The sequence below is a fragment of the Curtobacterium sp. RIT-PI-V genome, assembly GCF_025642935.1.
Classification (GTDB): domain Bacteria; phylum Actinomycetota; class Actinomycetes; order Actinomycetales; family Microbacteriaceae; genus Curtobacterium.
The window spans coordinates 1-16,032 of the sequence record NZ_JANZKM010000035.1 but is presented as its reverse complement, the minus strand read 5'-3'; the positions used below and the strand labels follow the sequence as shown (position 1 = coordinate 16,032).

Sequence of the window (16,032 nt, the reverse complement as noted above, 5' to 3'; positions counted from 1 at the left end):
CGGAACGGGCCCGCGAACCGTAATGTCAGCACTGACGAGCGCACGACCACCGGGCGCTCGCAACCCGGACTCCCAGGGGGGAACCATGCACCAGTCCACCAAGCCGCCCGTCCGCCGCGCGGCGACGATCGGCATCGTCGTGGCGGCGACCGCCATCGGCTCGGTCATCGGCGTCGGCGCGTCCGCGACGGCGGCGACGCCGACGGAACCGACGACACCGACGAGCACCACCACGGCCACCGCGACGCCGAGCGCCAGCCCGACGACGGAGACGTCAGCGCCGACGCCCAGCGCCAGCCCGACGGCGAGCACCAGCCCGACGCCGAGCGCAAGCCCGACGCCGAGCGCGAGCCCAGCCGCGAAGGCCTCGGACAGTGCCAGCCCGGCGGCCGCACCGGGTGACGGCAGCGACCTCGCGTTCACCGAGCCGTCGACCCAGGCCGCCCCGCTCGCCCTCACCGCCACGGTCGGCACGCCGTTCAGCCACACCTTCACCACCACGGGCGGCGACGGCACCGTCGCGTACGCCATCCAGGACGCCCCGTCGGCGGACTACACGGTGAACGTCGAGACCGGCGAGCTGAGCGGTACCCCGACGACCGCCGGCACGTTCGACTTCGAGGTCGTCGCCCTCAGCGGCTCGACACAGGTGACCGAGTACGTCCGGCTGACCGTCTCGCCGTCGCCGGTCGTCTTCACCGAGCCGTCGACGAAGGCGAAGCCGCTCGCCCTCACCGCCACCGCCGGCGCGACGTTCACGCACACCTTCCGCACCACCGGCGGCACGGGGTCGCTGGCGTACGCGATCCAGGACGCGCCCTCGACCGACCTCACCGTCAACGTCGAGACCGGCGTGCTCACCAGCACGGTGACGACGGCGGGCACGTACGACTTCGAGGTCGTCGCTCTCCGCGGCACCGCGACCGCCACGGAGTACGTGCGCCTGACCGTCCTGCCGGCCGCACCCGTCGGGGTCCTCGCGATCGTCGACACCGGCACGCCCGGTGCGACGGTCTGGTCGGTCGCCCCCGGTGGCGTGATCAGCGCGTTCACCGGCGGCGGGGAGCCCCTCGGCACCGTGTCGTCGATCCGCGTCCAGCAGGGCGGCTCGCTCGAGGTCTCCGGCCTCGCCGTCGACCGGTTCGGCAACCCGACCGCGCCGGCATCCGTGGGCACCGGCTTCGGCGCGACGGTGACCAGCTCGGTGGCGTCCGACCAGGTCGTCACCGATCCCCGGGGCGACGCCTCGAAGGTGACGTTCCCGCACGCCTCGGACCACCGCCTCACCATCACCCAGGGTGGCGCCTCGACCACGTTCGTCGTCGCCGTCCGTCCGGTCGCCACGGCCGCGGTCGCGACCACGACGGGCGGCACCGGCAGCACGCTCGCCTACACCGGCGCCGACGAGACCACGCCGTTGGCGTGGGCCCTCGGCCTGCTCGCCGCGGGCGGCGGCCTGCTGGTCCACCGCCTGCGCCGCCGTCGCGCCTGAGACGCGACCGACGAACGGACGGGAGGCCCGGTGCCAGCTGGTAGCGGGCCTCCCGTCCGTCGTGCGGGAACCCCCAACCATGGTCACATTCTGATCAAGACGGTCGTGTCCGCGCGCGTCTACCAATACGATCCGAGCAAGCCGGGGATTCTCGGCGGATTCTTATGTTCCGGCACCCGACCGGACTGAACTCCTGGGGGAAGAAGTGCGCCGTAGCACCTCCACCGTCCGACGCGCGTGCGCCGTCGGCACCACCGTCGCGCTGATCGGTCTCACGACCGGTCTGGGCGTCATGACCGCCACCGCCGCCACGGCGGCCGAGCCGACCACGACGGTCACCAGCCCGGCGACGACCGGCACCGCTGACGGCACCACGCCGAGCGACTCCGCGACGGACGGCACCGGCACGCCCGCCGCCGACGCCGGTTCGACCGACGGCGCCCCTGCCGCGGGCGACACGACCGGTGACACCACCGGCGACGACGGCGCCCCGGCCGGCGACGGGACGGGTGCCACCGCTCCGAGCGGCGACGCGACCGCCCCGGCCGCCGAGCCGACGGCACCCGAGACCACGGCTCCGGCCGCCGAGACCCCGGCTCCGACCGCGACGCCCACCCCGGACGTCACCACGAAGGCCGCTGACGCGACCGTCACCATCGACGGTGCAGCCAAGGTCGGCACCCTCCTGAGCGCCGTCGTCACCGGCTTCGACGAGGACTCCACGTACAAGTACGTCTGGGCCGACCAGGACCGCAACGTCCTGTCGAAGACCGCGACCTACCGCATCGACCCCACCGACGTGCGCAAGACGATCACCGTCACGGTGACCGGCACCCTGCCCGACGCGACCGAGACGACCTCGGTGACCTCCGCTGCGACCGCGCCCGTCACCCAGGACCCCGCGTTCCTCGGCACCGACGGCAAGCCGACCACGGCCGGTGCCGACGCCGACCACCCGCTCGAACTGACCACCGCCGCCGGCGACGCGTTCTCGCACACCTTCCGCGCTCAGGGTTCGCCCGAGCCGACCTACAAGCTCGACTGGTTCTCGCAGGACGACGCGGAGTACGCCGAGGAGTACCCCGAGGAGGAGACCACCCCCGCGGACCAGCTCCCCGAAGGCCTGACCTTCGACGCGTCGACCGGTGAGCTCAGCGGCACCACGACCGACGCCTGGGACTGGGACTTCGCCGTCACCGCGACGAGCGGCACCGTCTCGGTCACGCAGTACGTCTCGCTCACCGTCGAGGCCGGCGCGCCGGTCGGCGTCCTGGTGTTCACGACCGACCGCGCAGGCCTGATCACCGACGACGAGACCGAAGACCGGACGACCTGGGTCGTCGAGCCCGACGGCACCGTGCTCACCCTCACCGAGGACGACTTCGCCGTCGGTGGTCGCCCGACCATCAAGCAGGGTGGGACGCTCGTCGTCCAGGGCGGTCTCGTCGACCGCTGGGGCAACACGATCGGCGGGCTCGACGAGGACGCTCCGGCGGTCGCACCGACCGTCACGTCGGACGTCGCCAGTGACGTCATCACGCCGGACCCCGACTTCGGCGACTTCGGTCTCGTGAACGTCACGTTCCCGCACGCCTCGGTCCACAACCTGTCCGTCGCGCTCGGGTCCTTCAGCACCTCGTTCGCCGTCGAGGTCCAGCCGACCGCCGCCACCGTCGTCACCCCGACGACCCCGGTCGCTGCGGCCCCGGTCACCCCGACGAACCGTGGCGGCCAGCTCGCCTACACGGGTTCGGACGCCACCGGCGCCCTGCCCTGGGCCCTCGGCCTGCTCGTCGCCGGTGCCGGCCTGATCGGCGCCCGCACCCTGCGCCGTCGCCGCGCACAGCGCTGACGTACGACGAGCGCTGACGGTCCCCGTCGTCTCCCGTCCGTCGCGTGCCCGCGTGACGGACGGGAGGCCCGGCTCGGCCCCGCCTGCCCCCTCGCCGGGGCGGCGGGGCCGTTCCCGTCCCACCGTCGGTAGCGTGGGCACCATGCCCACGCTGCTGCACATCGACTCCTCGGCCGACCTCTCCCACTCCCGTTCGCGCGCGCTGACCGCCGCGTTCGCCGATGCCTGGCGCGCTCGCGGACCGGAGTACACCGTGGTCCGCCGCGACCTGCACGTCGACCAGCTCCCGCACCTCGAGACCTCGGCGCTGCACTGGGCGGCAGCGGACCGCACCGCCGACGAGTCCGTCGCTCCCGAGGCCGAGGCACTGCGCCAGGAGGTCATCGACGAGCTCCTCGCCGCCGACGTCGTGGTCGTCGGGTCGCCGCTGTACAACTACACGGTGCCGTCGACACTCAAGGCCTGGATCGACCGCATCCACGTCCCCGGGGTCCTGGCGGGCGACGTGCAGCCCCTGGCCGGCCGTCCGGTCGTGACCGTGGTCAGCCGCGGTGCGACCTACGACGCCGGCACCCCGACCGAGGACTGGGACCACGGCTCGCCGGTCCTGCACCTCATCCTCGGCACGGCGCTCGGCATGAAGCCCTACCCGATCACGGTCAGCGCCACCCTGGCCGACCGGCTGCCCGACCTCGCCCCGCTCGCCGAGCACGCGTCCGCCGAGTTCGCCGACGCGAAGACGACCATCGAGCGCCTGGCGTCGACCCTCGGCTGACGTCAGGACGCGAGCGGTCAGGCGGGGCGGACCTCGCCGGACCGGCCGAGCAGCGCCGCGTGGAACGCCGTCTGCGTCAGTGCACTCGCGAGCAGGAACCCGGACATCGACTCGATCCCGCCACTGAACGGCACGCGTGCGGCGACCTCGAACAGCGTGGGTCGGTCGAGCGCGTCGAGCGCCTCGGCGACGTGCCGCGACCGCTCCTCGCGGTGTCGAGCCAACGTCTGCGCGCGTGCGACGACGTCGGCGAACCGGTACTCGTGGCCCGGGCAGACCTCCATCCCCGCGTGCACGTCGAGTCGACCGAGCGACGCCAGGTAGTCGCCGAGCGGGTTCGTGTCGGTGCGCCCGCCGAGGCCGATCCCGGAGTTGATCCGTGGCAGCACGTGGTCGCCGGTGAACAGCAGCCCGTCCGCCTCGTCGACGAAGCACACGTGCCCGGCGGTGTGCCCGGGCGTCCAGAGCGTCCGGATGGTGCGCCCAGGGATCGGCAGCACGTCGCCGTCGGCCAGCAGCAGGTCGGCGTAGGGCGCCTCGCTCCGCCCGAGCCCGATCCGTCGCCCGCTCCCCCACGCAGCGACGACCCCGTCGTGCAGGTGCTGCGGCAGGCCCCACGTGGCGATGTCCGCGTCGTTCTGCACCGCGTCGGCGCGCTCACGGTCCAGCGCGGCGACCTCGAGCCCGTGCATCGCGACCCGCGCACCGGTCGCTCGACGGACCGCGGCGGCGGCACCGAGGTGGTCGGCGTGCAGGTGCGTCACGGCGACGAGGGACACGTCGTCGAGCGAGCGGCCGATCGCCGACAGTGCGGCGCGCACCTCGTCCAGACCGCCGTCGGCCGACCACCCAGGGTCGATCAGCGCGAGGGACCCGTCCGACCCCTCCACCACGTAGACCAGGGTCGCATCGGGCACCCCGAACCGGAACGGCACCGCGAAGGTCCAGATGCCCGGCCGGACCTGTTCGACGGGCGGCAGGACGCCGTCGCGGAGCGCGGCGGCCTGCACGGGGCTGATCGGTTCCGGAGTCGGCGCTGCCGACGGGGGCACGGTCGTCACCCGCACCACAGTACTGACGCGAGCCGACCTGCCCAGCGCACTCCGGGCCTCCCGGCCGCACTTCGTGAGCAGAAGACGTCGGGTCGTCTCGCCGGACCCGACCATTCCTGCTCACGAAGCGCGCAGCGCCGCCCACCGGAGCCCGAGTAGACACGACGCATGGAGATCGCACCGATGCTGGCCAAGGCCGTCGCCGACGTCCCGGAACCCGACAGCGTGACCGGCGGGCTGCGGTACGAACCGAAGTGGGACGGCTTCCGCGGCGTCGTGACGATCGACGGCGACGACGTCGAGATCGGCAGCCGCGGGGCGAAACCGCTCACGCGCTACTTCCCCGAACTCGTCGAGGCCTTCCGCGCGCAGTTCGGCGGCCGCGACCACCCGGTGGTGCTCGACGGCGAGGTGATCCTGCGCTCCGGCGAGCCCGGAGCCGAACGCCTCGACTGGGAGGCGCTGTCGCAGCGCATCCACCCGGCTGCCTCGCGGATCGCGAAGCTCAGTGCCGAAACGCCCGCGCAGTTCGTCGCGTTCGACCTGCTCGCGGCGGACGGCGACGAGCTGGTCGACCTGCCGTTCGACGAACGCCGCGACCGGCTGGAACACCTCGCGAGCGGCATGTCCGAGCCGCTGTTCGTCACGCGCACCACACTCGACGTCGACCAGGCCCGCGAGTGGCTCACCACCTTCGAGGGCGCCGGACTCGACGGTGTGGTCGCCAAGCGCCGTGCCAAGCCGTACGAACCGGGCAAGCGGACCATGCTCAAGATCAAGCACCACCGGACGGCCGACGTCGTCGCGATCGGGTACCGCGTTCACAAGAGCGGCTCGGGCGTCGGGTCGCTGCTCGTCGGGCTGTACGGCGACGACGGTGAGCTCCGCCAGGTCGGCGGCGTCTCCGCCTTCTCCGACGAGCGCCGACTCGCCCTGGTCGACGAGCTCGAGCCCGTCGTGCTCCGCGATGCGGACGGGAGGCCCGTCACCGGTGACGGGGAACGGTCGCGTTTCTCGTCGGGTCGCGACACGTCGTTCGTCCGGCTGGCGCCGGAGGTCGTGCTCGAGGTCCGGTACGACCAGATGGAGGGCGACCGGTTCCGGCACACGGTGCAGTTCGAACGGTGGCGTCCGGACCGCGACGCGGAGTCGTGCGGGTTCGACCAGCTCGAGGTGCCGTCGGCGTACGACCTGCGGGATGTCCTGTCCTGACGCGTGGTTGTCCGTTTTTCGTCGTCTTCCCGCTCATCGCAGGAAAGTAGTTAGCCGAACTAGCGAAACGCTGCCACGATGGTGATCAGCACCACGAGGCACCCATCCCGGGAGCCCCAGGACCGAAAGCGGATCGACATGAGCACCAGCACGCTTGTCCGCCACTCGCAGCGGAACCCCTTCACCGAGGTACGCGAGGCACGCCGCCAGCGCACCCTGCAGCTCAGTGCGGTCATCAGCGCCATCGCCGGCGTGACCGCCACCGCGCTCGCACTCGTCACGATCGGCCTGGGCTCGTGATCGTCGACGGCATCAGCGACGCGCACCGCGGCACCTGGTCGCGACTGACCCGCCTGCACACGGCGAGCGTCGGGCTGCCGATGCAGACGTCCCGCGTCGACGACCCCGACCGCTCGACGGACACGCTGCCCGCCGTCTGACGGTTCGCGTTGGTCCGGGTCAGGACTTCTTCGCTCGGGACGGTTGCACGCGCGGCGGCTCGCCCGGCATCTTCGGGAAGTCCGGCGGGAACGGCAGTTCACCCGCGCCGTTCTCCAGGTCGCGCTCCCACCACGCCAGCAACGGCGCGATGCTCGCCGGCTCGTCGTGCATCGCCTGCCACGGGTCGCCGATCGTCGCCAGGCGCTCGGGGACGGTCCGGATCGTGAACGTCGTCGGGTCCGCCGTCGGCAGCTCGTCCCACGTGATCGGCGTCGACACCGAGGCGTGCGCCAGTGCGCGCGGGCTGTAGGCACCGGCCATCGTGCGGTCGCGGTTCGCCTGGTTGTAGTCGACGAAGACCCGCTGGCCGCGCTCCTCCTTCCACCACGCCGTCGTGACCCGGTCGGGCATCCGCCGTTCGAGTTCTCGGGCGGCGGCGATCACTGCATGCCGGACGTCGAGGAACTCGTGCTCGGGGGCGATCGGGGCGAACACGTGCAGACCGCGGTTGCCGCTCGTCTTGATCCACGCCGTCAGACCCGCTTCGTCCAGGACCTTCCGGAGTTCCTGCGCCACGGGCACCGTGTCCGAGAAGTCCGTGCCGGGTTGCGGGTCGAGGTCGATGCGGAGCTGGTCCGGGTGATCGCTGTCCTCGGCGCGCGATGCCCACGGGTGGAAGACCACGGTGTTCATCTGCGCGGCCCACACCGCGACGGCCGGCTCGTCGATGACGAGCTGCGGGTGCTCCCGGCCGCTCGGGTACGTCACCATGACCGACCGCACGTAGTCCGGCGCACCCTTGGGCGGGTTCTTCGAGAAGAACTGCTCGCCGTCGACGCCGCCGGGGAACCGCTGCAGCGAGACGGGTCGGTCGCCGTTCGCGCGGACGAAGGCGTCGCCCACCGTCACCAGGTACTCGGCGAGGTCGGCCTTGGTGATCCCGGCGTCCGGCCAGAGCACCCGGGACGGGCTGCTGATCCGGACCTCGCGGTCTCCGTCCGGACCGGGAACCCGCACCGTCGTCGCTTCGCTCGCCATGCAGCGGAAGGTACTCGGTGCACGATGGACGGGTGAGCGCGTACCTCGGAGTGGACCTGGCGTGGGGGCTCGGCACCGCAAGCCGCGCGCCGAACGAGACCGGACTGATCGCGATGGAGCGCGACGGCACGATCACCGACGCCGGGTGGGCCCGCGGGGTCGACGACGTCACGGCCTGGATCACGGAGCACCTCGGGCCGCGATCGCTCATCGCCGTCGACGCGTCGCTAGTGGTGACGAACCCGACCGGCATCCGCGAATCCGAACGGCAGGTCGGGCAGCGCTACGGCCGGTGGAAGGTCGCGGCGAACCCGACGAACCAGGCCTCCGCGGCGAGCGCCGGCTCCCGCCTGCTCGACCGGCTCACCGCGCTCGGTGTCGGCTACGTGTCCGACACGGCCTCGATGCACGCCCGGAGCGGGCCGGCGGTGTTCGAGTGCTACCCGTACACGACCCTCGTCGGTGTCGAGGAGCTCGGGTACGACGTCGAGCGGCCCCGCTACAAGCGCCTGGACCTGAAGGTGCCGGCCGCCGAAGCCCGGGCACGCCGCGCCGAGGCGTTCGACGAGCTCGTCCGGCGCTTGCGTGAGACCCCGCTCGACCCGCCGTTGCAGCTCGACTCGCATCCGCTGACGGCGAGCCTCGCCGACCCGTCGGTGCTGCACGGGCCGACGCACAAGCACCGCGAGGACCTGCTCGACGGTGCCCTGTGTGCCTGGACGGCGGCGTTCTGGGAGCGTCACGGCGACCAGCGCGTGCAGATCCTGGGAGGCGATCCGGACCTCCCCACCGACCCGGTGGACGAGGCGGGCCGCCGGCCCGTCGTGGTGGCGCCCGCGCGCCCGTCGCAGCGGGGCGCGCGCGGCTAGGGTTGACCGGTGAGCACGACGAGCGAACCCCTGCACATCGGGCTGGTGTCGCTGCACACCTCCCCCGGAGACGAACCCGGCTCGGGCGAGGTCGGCGGCATGAACGTCGTCGTCCGGCACCAGGCCGAGGCGCTGGCCGATCGTGGCCACCACGTCGACATCATCACGCGGCGTTCGGCGCCGACGCAGCCGGACTCGGTCTCGCTCGTGCCGGGTGTGTGCCTGCGGTTCCTGTCGGCGGGTCCGGCCGAACCGGTGCCGAAGGGTGAGCACGACGCGTTCATCGAGCCGTTCCGCCACGAGCTCGAGCAGCTCGGGCCGTTCGACGTCCTGCACTCGCACCACTGGTTCTCCGGTGCCGCTGCCCTGCCGGTGGCCCGTGAGCGTGGCATCCCGCACGTGCAGTCGTTCCACTCGATCGCCGCCGACCCCGAGACGCCGTTGTCCGAGGGTGAGCGGCCCGAGTCCGCCGGCCGCATCACGGGCGAGCAGCAGCTGGCGCGTGGGTCCGATGCGGTCGTCGTGGTGTCCGAGGCCGAGGCGTCGACGGTCCGGACGCGGCTCGGCGGTGCCGACGCGCGGATCTGGATCGTGCCGCCCGGGGTCGACGGGTCGGTCTTCCGCCCGGCAGCCGCCGGTGCGCGCCGGGCCGCCACGCCCTACGTCGTCGCGGCGGCTCGCGTGCAGCCGTTGAAGGGGCTCGACCTGGCCATCGAGGCGATCGCCGGCATCAGCGAGGAGGCCCGTCCCACGTTGGTCATCGCCGGGGACGCATCGAGCGAGGCTGGTGACTACGTGGACGAACTGCGTCGGCTCGCCGCCGCGCGTGGCATCGCCGATCGCGTCACCTTCATCGGGCCGCAGTCGCGTGCCGACCTGGCGTTCCTGTTCCGTGGCGCGGCAGCCGTGCTGGTGCCGTCGCACTCCGAGACGTACGGCCTCGTGGCGCTGGAGGGCTCGGCGTCCGGGGTGCCGGTCGTGGCCGCGGCTGCCGGGGGGCTGCGTGAGGCCGTGGTCGACGGCGAGACGGGTGTCGTGCTCGAATCGCGCGAGCCGTCGGTGTGGGCTGCCGAGATCGAGCGGATCCTGACGGACTCCGGGTACGCGGCCGCACTGTCCTCGGCCGGGCGGGAGCACGCGGAGCGTCTGAGCTGGGAGCGATCGGCTTCGGGGCTCGAGGACGTGTACCGCCGGGTGCTCGGGCGCTCGTGAGCCGCTTCGACGCGTCGGGGTTCTGGGCGGCGCTCGACGCCGTGCCGGTGGAGGCGGACGCCGAGGCGCTCTACGACCTCGGTTCGGCCGAGGGGCGGCTCCGGCGGTCGAACCTGCAGCGGTACCTGGAGCAGTTCGGGCCGGCGGCGGACACCCTGCTCGTGGCGGAGGCGCCCGGGTGGCGCGGCATGACGAACACCGGCATCCCGTTCACGAGCATGCGCGAGCTCGAGACGGACCGGTTCGGGGCCGACTACCTGGTGCCGCCGGAGCCGACAGCCCCGTGGGAGGCCTCATCGCGCGTCGTACAGGCGGCACTCTCCGACTGGACCGGGCCGCTCCCCGTGGCGTGGGCGATCTTCCCGCACCACCCGTTCGTTGCACCGGACCGGCTGACGAACCGCACGCCCCGACCTGCCGAGGTGCGCTCGGGAGCACCCGTCGCCCTCGCACTGCTCGAGGCACTCGGTGGCGTCGACCAGGTCCGGGTCGTGGCCGTCGGTCGGAAGGCCCAGGGAGCGCTCGCGCTGGCCGGCATCGAGGCGATCGCCGTCCGGCACCCTGCGCAGGGCGGCGCGACGCAGTTCACGGAGCAGCTGCGAGCGCTGGACCGCTAGTCCGTGCCGGTTCGTCCGCTCAGGCTGAGCGGACCTCGACGCCCTTCGCGGCCAGGGCCTCGGCGACGTGGGCGGGCAGCGGCGCCGCTGCGTACACGGTGCGGAGCACCGGCAGGTCGAGGACGTCGTCCCAGTTCTGCGGGTCGAAGCGGTCGTCGGAGCCCTCCCACCCGGGGTGCACGTCCTGCAGCACCTCGAGGTCGGTGTCGACGGTGAGCTCTGTGACGAGCGACAGGTGCGACGGCAGGAGTTCCAGGTCGTCGTAGTACTCGCGGGCCCGGTCGTCCTGGCCGTCGACGTCGAGGTCCTCGTCCGTCTCGTCGGCGGTCTCCGGGTCGTAGGGGTCGAGGACGTCGAGGTCGTAGCAGAGGACGTCGAGCACCAGCAGCTTCGCGTTGAAGTCGGCGAACTCGACGGGCTCTTCGATGGTGTTCGACTCGTGGTCCATGGCCCGGAGAGTATCCGTCGCCGAGCGACCGTGTTGCGATCGCGAGAAACATTCCTGTGGGACTAGACAGCAAGGTGCCTCGCGCGCAAGGGTGACGCATGGCCACCACCAAGACGGACCGACCACAGCAGGAGCAGCCCGAGCTCCGCCGGGTCATCGGTCCCAAGCTCCTGCTGCTGTTCATCGTCGGCGACATCCTGGGAACGGGTGTCTACGCGCTCACCGGTCAGGTCGCGGCAGAGGTCGGAGGAGCAGCGTGGCTCCCCTTCCTCATCGCCTTCGCGGTCGCCCTGCTGACGGCGTTCTCGTACCTGGAGCTCGTGACGAAGTACCCGCAGACCGCGGGCGCTGCGCTCTACGTGCACAAGGCGTTCGGCGTCCACTTCATCACCTTCATCGTGACCTTCATCGTGATGTGTTCCGGCATCACCTCGGCGTCGACGGCGTCGCGGGCATTCGCCGCCAACCTCGGCGTCGGGTTCGGACTCGAGTTGCCGAACGTCGTCGTGATGCTCATCGCCATGGGCTTCATGCTCGCGGTGATGGCGATCAACTTCCGCGGGGTCAGCGAGAGCGTGAAGACGAACGTGGTCCTCACCCTGGTCGAGCTGTCCGGTCTCGTCATGGTGATCCTGATCGGCTTCTGGGCGATCGCGGGCGGCAACGCGGACTTCTCGCGCGTGGTGATGTTCGAGACCCCGGAGGACAAGACCCTGCTCATGTCGATCTCCACGGCGACGTCGCTGGCGTTCTTCGCGATGGTCGGATTCGAGGACTCGGTGAACATGGCCGAGGAGACCAAGGACCCCTCGCGCATCTTCCCGAAGGTGATGCTCACCGGCCTCGGCATCACGGCGGTGATCTACACACTCGTGTCGATCTGCGCCGTCGCCGTCGTGCCGATCGGTGAGCTCGCCGGCAACGAGACCCCGCTCGTGACCGTCGTGCAGACCGCCGCGCCGGACTTCCCGATCGCCGACCTGCTGCCGTTCATCTCGATGTTCGCCGTGGCGAACACCGCCCTGATCAACATGATGATGGCGTCGCGACTGCTGTACGGCATGAGCAAGCAGGGCGTGCTGCCGGGCTTCCTGGCCCGCATCTCCCCCGCCCGTCGCACCCCGTCGAGCGCGATCGTCTTCACCACCGCGATCTCCCTGCTGCTCATCGGCTGGGTCTCGCTCGACCCGGACTCCCCGATCGTGGTGGTCCTCGGTGGCACGACCTCGCTCCTGCTGCTCACGGTGTTCGCCGTCGTGAACCTGACGGTGCTCGTGCTCCGGCGCGACAAGGTCGACCACAAGCACTTCCGAGCCGGCGTGATCATCCCCGTCATCGGCATCATCACGTGTCTGTGGCTCGTGCTGCCGTTCTCGTCCGGACGTGACCCGCAGCAGTACCAGATCGCCGGTGCACTGCTGGCGCTGGGCGTGGTCCTCTGGCTCGTGACGTGGCTCACCCACGGCCGGAAGCAGGCCGAGAAGGCCCCGACCGGTCTGGTCACCGAACCGACGAAGGTGCAGCACCCGCCGCACGACCACCGCGACGTCTGACGGACGGACGGCGGGGCGGCAGTACGGCGCGACCCCCGATCGGGCGGGTGCGGTTCCCAGGCGGCGCCCGTACGCTCGTCGTGCTCCGCCTGCCCCGCCCCGTCCGTCGAGAGGTCCCGTCATGCGCCGTGTCGGCATCACGCTCGCGTCGGTGTTCGGCGCCGGCATCGTGGTCGTCGGCATCGGGGTGGTGGTCCTCGTCGTGATCGCGGTCAACTCGATCGCCGGCATCGCGAAGTCCAGCGGTGCCGACGCCACCCCCACGTGCCCGAAGGTCGCTTCGAAGACCGTCGGCGGCTTGGTCGTCCCCGCCGGCCCCATCGCGGGCTTCTGCCAGGACCGCCTGGTGAACGCCGCGTCGGTGATCCAAGCCGCGAAGGCAGTCGGCATCGGGCCGCACACCCAGGCCGTCGGGGTCATGACGGCGATCGGCGAGTCGAGCCTGGTGAACCTGGACCACGGCGACGCCGCGGGACCGGACAGCCGCGGCCTGTTCCAGCAGCGCGACAACGGCGCCTGGGGCACGTACGAGCAGCGGATGGACCCGTACACGGCGGCGTCGATGTTCTACGCGAAGCTCGTCAAGGTCCCCGGTTGGAAGACGATGACGCCGACGCAGATGGCGCACGCGGTGCAGATCAACTCGGACCCCGAGCACTACGCGAAGTCCTGGCCCGCGGCGAAGGCCGTCGTCGAGGGACTGACGGGCGAGACCGTGCCGGACACCGCCCCGCAGGGCTGACCGGTCACGAGACCGCCGGACCCGACGGTCACGAGACCGCCTGGCCCGACGATCACGCGACGTCCTGGTCCTGGTCGTGCTCGTCGAGTTCGACCATCGCGGCGCCGCCCTCGTGGACGATGACCTGCGCGCGCAGGCGGATCGCGTGCTCGTCGAGGGCGCAGGCGCACGCGTCGACCCACTCCCAGTCGACCGGGTGCACGCGGTCGACACCGGGCCGCTCCCACGCGAGGACGACGTCGACCGCGCCGAGCTGCCCGACGATCTCGGAGATCAACGACGCGAAGTCGCTGACGTGCTCGTCCGGCTGGTAGGGCAGATCCGCGATGGGCAACAGGAACGGGATCGACATCCCGAGCTCGTCGAGGAACACCACCCAGCACTGCCGGCGCACCGGGCGGTCGACCAGGGCGGCGACGAGTTGGACGACGTCGTCGTCGGTGCGGACAGGGGTTCGGATCAGGCGGTCGAGGGTGTCGGTGTCAGGCATGCCTCCAGCGTCGCGAACCCGACCCGCGCACCGACGGCCACCGTGCGCATCTGTGCACAACCTGGCCGCCGCAGTCACCTGTGGAGGACGACTTGAGGCCGCGAGCCGTCCGACTTCGGCGATCCCGACGCCCTCGCGGTCGCTGGACGGGCCTCCAAACCGAACCCGACCGGCTCGGCGAGGTTCCACGACATGCCGCACGCTGATCGCCGAGGTTCCAGACCTCGACGAACGGGGCGCCGACATGCCGAGATTTCGGAACCTCAGGACAACTCGGAACCTCGGGTCCACTCGGAACCTCGGGACGGCAGCGCCCCTAGATGCCGTGCGTCACCGAGCTCTCGATGAGCAGCAGCGCCGCGAAGAACACCGCGACGACGGCCGCGACCCCCACGAGCACGACCGGCCACGCCAGCCGACGCCGCACCAACCGCAGGATGCACACCACGATCGAAGCGACCAGCACCAGCGCGATCAGGATCGGCCCGACCGTCACGACCGAGTCACCGAGCCCCACGTTGCAGGTGTTCCCCGGGGCAGCGCACGACACGAACGCCAACGACATGAGCTTGATGCCCCACCCCGCTGCCAACGCTTCGAGCGTCAGCACCACGAGCAGGGCGATGGAGGCCACCATGTCCGCGACGCGGCGGCGCCCTGCCAAGGGGTGACGGGCCTCCCGTCCGAACCGCGCCGGAGCCGACCCGAGCGGATCGAGACGCGCACCCGGAACCGACTCCGGACCCGAGCCGGGCACCGAACCGGCGTCAGCCGGACCGGACGACCGGGCGGGCGCGTCCATCAGGACCGCCGGCCGCGCGTGGACCAGAGGGCCACGGCGATGAGCAGCGGCTGCCCGAACAGACGCGCGACCCGCTTCTCGTCGGTGTCCAGGCCGAACGCGTCGCGACGGTTGACCCACTGCGACAGGTTGCCCGGGAAGATCACCGTGAAGAACAGTGCAGCGACGGAACCGACGAAGCGCCGGGCCGGCTTCGGCGCGAGCACGAGCGCCGAACCGAGGGTGATCTCCGCGACACCCGACGCCAGCACGGTCGTGTCCTCGGAGAGCGGCACGAACTCCGGAACCTGCGCCGTGAACTCCTTGCGCGCGAAGGTGAGGTGACTCGTGCCGGCGAACACGAGCGCCAGGCCGAGCAGGACGCGGAGGAAGGAACGCATGCCTCCATCGTGCCTGCTCCCGGGCGACGGCGCTCGCACGTGTACGGAACCCGACCGGCTCGCTACATTCAGACGTATGGGAGCACCCTCTCGGGACCACGAGCCGCCAGCGGCCCCCGCGACCTTCGCCGTGCTGCTCGGCCCGGTCGCGTTCTACCTCGGCATCATCGTGCCGGCCCAGGGCACGGTCCGGCACGTCCTGCTCGGTGCTGCGTTCGGCATCGTCTGCGTGCTGAGCGGCTGGCGGGCGATCGCCATCGCCGGTCGCCGTCGCCGCGCGGTGCAGGTCTGGGCGTGGATCGGCATCGTAGTCGGCGCCGCCGGGCTGGTCATGATCGTCTGGCAGCTGCTCGTCATCGCGACCGCCGGCGCGTTCCCGCCGCCGTTCTGGTCGCCCTACGCGAACCGCTGACGCGGTCGACCGGGAGGCCCGTGCCGGCCCCGCGCTGCCCGTCGCGCCCCGGGGTGGTCGCGCCGCAGAGCGCGGGCCCCAGCTCCGCGGGCCGGGTCACCAACCGAGCGTGCCCGGTGCGCCCTTGAACGGTCCGACGACGTCCGACGTGATCCAACCGCCGTAGAAGTCGCCGTCCTGCGACTGCACGACCTCGCCGCCGACCTCGCACGAGTCCATCGCCGACGGGTAGATCGCGACGCGGTCCCGGAGCGACTCGTACCCCGGCTTGGGCGTCGGGTAGTTCCACGCGGCGCGGCTCGCGACGGTGCCGTCCCCGCCGACCACGTCGAAGTACCGCGCCCGGCCCTTGAACTCGCACATGCTCGACCCCTGGGCGGGGCGGAGGTCGAGGTCGGCCATCGGCAGGTAGTACACCGGCGGGTGCGAGGTCTCGAGGACCCGCACGGCATCGGTCGTGTCGGCCACGACGGTGCCGCCGAACCGGACGACGACGCGGGCGGTGACAGGCTCGACGGCCGGTGGGCGGGGGTAGTCCCAGACCGATTCCTGTCCGGGGCCGGGTTCGATCCGTGTGGGATGACGCATGCGGTCCTGTCTACGCCGCACAGCTGCGGTCGGGCTGTCGGGCGGGCGGCTGGCGGG

The 16,032-nt window shown here is 71.8% G+C and carries 19 protein-coding genes; 12 read left to right on the top strand and 7 right to left on the bottom strand.

Features of this window, described 5'->3' with window-relative positions; all coding sequences use genetic code 11:
* Nucleotides 1–85 precede the first annotated feature (85 nt).
* The 3 genes from OGL88_RS16265 to OGL88_RS16255 all read left to right on the top strand — a co-directional run bounded on the left by OGL88_RS16265 (nucleotide 86) and on the right by OGL88_RS16255 (nucleotide 4,119).
* Nucleotides 86–1,492, top strand: coding sequence for a hypothetical protein (locus tag OGL88_RS16265; RefSeq protein ID WP_263092141.1), 1,407 nt, complete (start codon nucleotides 86–88; stop codon nucleotides 1,490–1,492).
* Nucleotides 1,493–1,697: 205 nt separating this feature from the next.
* Nucleotides 1,698–3,344, top strand: a complete 1,647-nt coding sequence (locus OGL88_RS16260; RefSeq protein ID WP_263092140.1) for a putative Ig domain-containing protein — start codon at nucleotides 1,698–1,700, stop codon at nucleotides 3,342–3,344.
* 142 nt (nucleotides 3,345–3,486) lie between these two features.
* On the top strand, nucleotides 3,487–4,119 hold the full coding sequence (locus OGL88_RS16255) for an FMN-dependent NADH-azoreductase (RefSeq protein WP_263092139.1): 633 nt from the start codon (nucleotides 3,487–3,489) through the stop codon (nucleotides 4,117–4,119).
* A 17-nt stretch (nucleotides 4,120–4,136) separates the two neighbouring features.
* Here the strand turns inward: OGL88_RS16255 and OGL88_RS16250 are convergent, their stop codons facing one another.
* Nucleotides 4,137–5,180 carry an MBL fold metallo-hydrolase gene (locus OGL88_RS16250; RefSeq protein WP_263092138.1) on the bottom strand — a complete coding sequence of 348 codons (1,044 nt, stop codon included), beginning with the start codon at nucleotides 5,178–5,180 and terminating at the stop codon, nucleotides 4,137–4,139.
* A 159-nt stretch (nucleotides 5,181–5,339) separates the two neighbouring features.
* Here OGL88_RS16250 and OGL88_RS16245 point away from each other — a divergent pair, with 159 nt between their 5' ends.
* The 3 genes from OGL88_RS16245 (at nucleotide 5,340) to OGL88_RS16235 (ending at nucleotide 6,823) form a co-directional block, all read left to right on the top strand.
* On the top strand, nucleotides 5,340–6,383 hold the full coding sequence (locus tag OGL88_RS16245; RefSeq protein WP_263092137.1) for an ATP-dependent DNA ligase: 1,044 nt from the start codon (nucleotides 5,340–5,342) through the stop codon (nucleotides 6,381–6,383).
* Nucleotides 6,384–6,521: 138 nt separating this feature from the next.
* Complete coding sequence (locus OGL88_RS16240) at nucleotides 6,522–6,683, top strand: hypothetical protein (protein ID WP_159573681.1); 162 nt, start codon at nucleotides 6,522–6,524, stop codon at nucleotides 6,681–6,683.
* Entirely contained in the window at nucleotides 6,680–6,823 is a 144-nt protein-coding gene (locus tag OGL88_RS16235) for a hypothetical protein (protein WP_159573682.1), read from the top strand. Before OGL88_RS16240 ends, OGL88_RS16235 begins: the two co-directional genes overlap by 4 nt.
* A gap of 19 nt (nucleotides 6,824–6,842) precedes the next feature.
* On the opposite strand, the gene ligD is transcribed toward OGL88_RS16235, so the two are convergent.
* Nucleotides 6,843–7,862 carry a non-homologous end-joining DNA ligase gene (gene ligD, locus OGL88_RS16230; protein WP_263092136.1) on the bottom strand — a complete coding sequence of 340 codons (1,020 nt, stop codon included), beginning with the start codon at nucleotides 7,860–7,862 and terminating at the stop codon, nucleotides 6,843–6,845.
* A gap of 32 nt (nucleotides 7,863–7,894) precedes the next feature.
* Here ligD and OGL88_RS16225 point away from each other — a divergent pair, with 32 nt between their 5' ends.
* From OGL88_RS16225 to OGL88_RS16215, 3 genes are read left to right on the top strand one after another with little or no spacing between them, the layout of a single operon-like run.
* Nucleotides 7,895–8,731, top strand: a complete 837-nt coding sequence (locus OGL88_RS16225) for a DUF429 domain-containing protein (protein WP_263092135.1) — start codon at nucleotides 7,895–7,897, stop codon at nucleotides 8,729–8,731.
* 9 nt (nucleotides 8,732–8,740) lie between these two features.
* Nucleotides 8,741–9,943, top strand: coding sequence for a glycosyltransferase (locus OGL88_RS16220; protein WP_263092134.1), 1,203 nt, complete (start codon nucleotides 8,741–8,743; stop codon nucleotides 9,941–9,943).
* Nucleotides 9,940–10,560 (top strand): uracil-DNA glycosylase, encoded by a 621-nt coding sequence (locus OGL88_RS16215; protein ID WP_263092133.1) that lies wholly within the window; start codon nucleotides 9,940–9,942, stop codon nucleotides 10,558–10,560. Before OGL88_RS16220 ends, OGL88_RS16215 begins: the two co-directional genes overlap by 4 nt.
* Before the next feature lie 19 nt (nucleotides 10,561–10,579).
* Here OGL88_RS16215 and OGL88_RS16210 read toward each other — a convergent pair whose 3' ends face one another.
* Entirely contained in the window at nucleotides 10,580–11,008 is a 429-nt protein-coding gene (locus tag OGL88_RS16210; RefSeq protein ID WP_263092132.1) for a DUF6892 domain-containing protein, read from the bottom strand.
* A gap of 98 nt (nucleotides 11,009–11,106) precedes the next feature.
* Between OGL88_RS16210 and OGL88_RS16205 the strand changes: the two genes are divergently transcribed.
* Both OGL88_RS16205 and OGL88_RS16200 read left to right on the top strand, forming a co-directional pair.
* Nucleotides 11,107–12,561 carry an APC family permease gene (locus OGL88_RS16205; RefSeq protein WP_263092131.1) on the top strand — a complete coding sequence of 485 codons (1,455 nt, stop codon included), beginning with the start codon at nucleotides 11,107–11,109 and terminating at the stop codon, nucleotides 12,559–12,561.
* Between the two features lie 121 nt (nucleotides 12,562–12,682).
* On the top strand, nucleotides 12,683–13,303 hold the full coding sequence (locus OGL88_RS16200) for a hypothetical protein (protein WP_205462120.1): 621 nt from the start codon (nucleotides 12,683–12,685) through the stop codon (nucleotides 13,301–13,303).
* Between the two features lie 52 nt (nucleotides 13,304–13,355).
* On the opposite strand, the gene OGL88_RS16195 is transcribed toward OGL88_RS16200, so the two are convergent.
* The 3 genes from OGL88_RS16195 to OGL88_RS16185 form a co-directional block, all read right to left on the bottom strand.
* On the bottom strand, nucleotides 13,356–13,793 hold the full coding sequence (locus OGL88_RS16195) for a hypothetical protein (RefSeq protein WP_263092130.1): 438 nt from the start codon (nucleotides 13,791–13,793) through the stop codon (nucleotides 13,356–13,358).
* Between the two features lie 316 nt (nucleotides 13,794–14,109).
* Nucleotides 14,110–14,595: a DUF6264 family protein gene (locus tag OGL88_RS16190; RefSeq protein ID WP_374114453.1), complete on the bottom strand. Its 486-nt coding sequence runs from the start codon at nucleotides 14,593–14,595 to the stop codon at nucleotides 14,110–14,112.
* Nucleotides 14,595–14,975 carry a DoxX family protein gene (locus OGL88_RS16185; RefSeq protein WP_123939213.1) on the bottom strand — a complete coding sequence of 127 codons (381 nt, stop codon included), beginning with the start codon at nucleotides 14,973–14,975 and terminating at the stop codon, nucleotides 14,595–14,597. Before OGL88_RS16185 ends, OGL88_RS16190 begins: the two co-directional genes overlap by 1 nt.
* Before the next feature lie 76 nt (nucleotides 14,976–15,051).
* Between OGL88_RS16185 and OGL88_RS16180 the strand changes: the two genes are divergently transcribed.
* Nucleotides 15,052–15,387 carry a hypothetical protein gene (locus tag OGL88_RS16180; RefSeq protein WP_263092129.1) on the top strand — a complete coding sequence of 112 codons (336 nt, stop codon included), beginning with the start codon at nucleotides 15,052–15,054 and terminating at the stop codon, nucleotides 15,385–15,387.
* 96 nt (nucleotides 15,388–15,483) lie between these two features.
* On the opposite strand, the gene OGL88_RS16175 is transcribed toward OGL88_RS16180, so the two are convergent.
* Nucleotides 15,484–15,975 (bottom strand): DUF427 domain-containing protein, encoded by a 492-nt coding sequence (locus OGL88_RS16175; RefSeq protein WP_263092128.1) that lies wholly within the window; start codon nucleotides 15,973–15,975, stop codon nucleotides 15,484–15,486.
* Between the last annotated feature and the right edge of the window lie 57 nt (nucleotides 15,976–16,032).